Source organism: Dactylosporangium cerinum, from assembly GCF_042653625.1.
Taxonomy (GTDB): Bacteria; Actinomycetota; Actinomycetes; order Mycobacteriales; family Micromonosporaceae; genus Dactylosporangium; species Dactylosporangium cerinum.
In genome coordinates this window covers 1-1,028 of sequence record NZ_JBHSIU010000063.1, presented here as the reverse complement: position 1 = coordinate 1,028, position 1,028 = coordinate 1, and the positions used below count along the sequence as shown (strand labels likewise).

The following is a 1,028-nucleotide window of genomic DNA, read 5'->3' as shown; positions in this document are numbered from 1 at the left end:
CGCAGCATCCCGGCCCCGGCAGCGAACAACGACACCCCCGACCACGCAAACGGCAACCGCAACCCGTCATCGCCATCGAGCAGGGCCGGGTGCAGCGCCGCGTCCAACAAGGCCGGGTGTATCCCGAACAGGCCGGCCTCCTGCGCAGCCGGCTCCGGCAGGACAACCTCGGCGAACACCTCGCCGTCACGACGCCAAATGGCCTGCAGCCCCTGGAACACGGGCCCGTATCCGAACCCGGTCTCAGCCAACTGCTCATACGAGCCGTCGATGTCCACCGCCACCGCGCCCTGCGGAGGCCAGACGGTCAGGTCAAACGAGGGCGCCGGCGTCGCCGGGGACAGCATGCCGGTGGCGTGGCGGACCCAGACATTGCCCATGTCTTCACTGTGCTCGGGTCGGGAGTAGATGTTGACCGGTCGCCGACCCGACTCCTCCTGCGGTCCACCGACCCACACCTGCACCTGGACCGCACCGTCCGGCGGCAGGACCAGCGGCGCCTGCAACGTCAGTTCCTCCAGCGCACCGCACCCGGTCTCCTGCCCCGCACACACCGCCAGTTCCACAAACCCGGTCCCAGGGAACAACACCGCACCAGCCATCACATGATCGGCCAGCCACGGATGCGTACGCACCGACAGCCTGCCTGTCCACAACACCCCCTCGCCCTCAGCCAACGCCGTCACCGCACCCAACAACGGATGCCCAGCCGCCCCAAGACCTGCCGCCGTAACATCCCCGGCAGACGACGCCGGCTGCAACCAGAACCGCTCCCGCTGGAAGGCGTATGTGGGCAGGTCGACCCGGCTGGTCCGGACCCCGGCAAACATTGCCGACCATTGGACAGCCACTCCAGCAGTGAACGCCTGAGCCAGCGCCAGCAGCAACGACTCGACCTCGGCACCTTCACGACGCAACCCAGCCACAAACACCGACCGCTGCCCCGCCGCTGTCTCGGGGAGGTTGTCCTGGACCATCGCGGTCAACGCCGCACCCGGACCCAACTCCACGAACACCCGCACACCCTG

At 68.5% G+C, this 1,028-nt stretch carries 1 protein-coding gene; it reads right to left on the bottom strand.

The features are described from left to right. Window positions 1–887 (bottom strand): polyketide synthase dehydratase domain-containing protein (locus ACFPIJ_RS42110; protein ID WP_380124277.1); only part of this gene is annotated, 887 nt, incomplete at its 3' end. Between the last annotated feature and the right edge of the window lie 141 nt (window positions 888–1,028).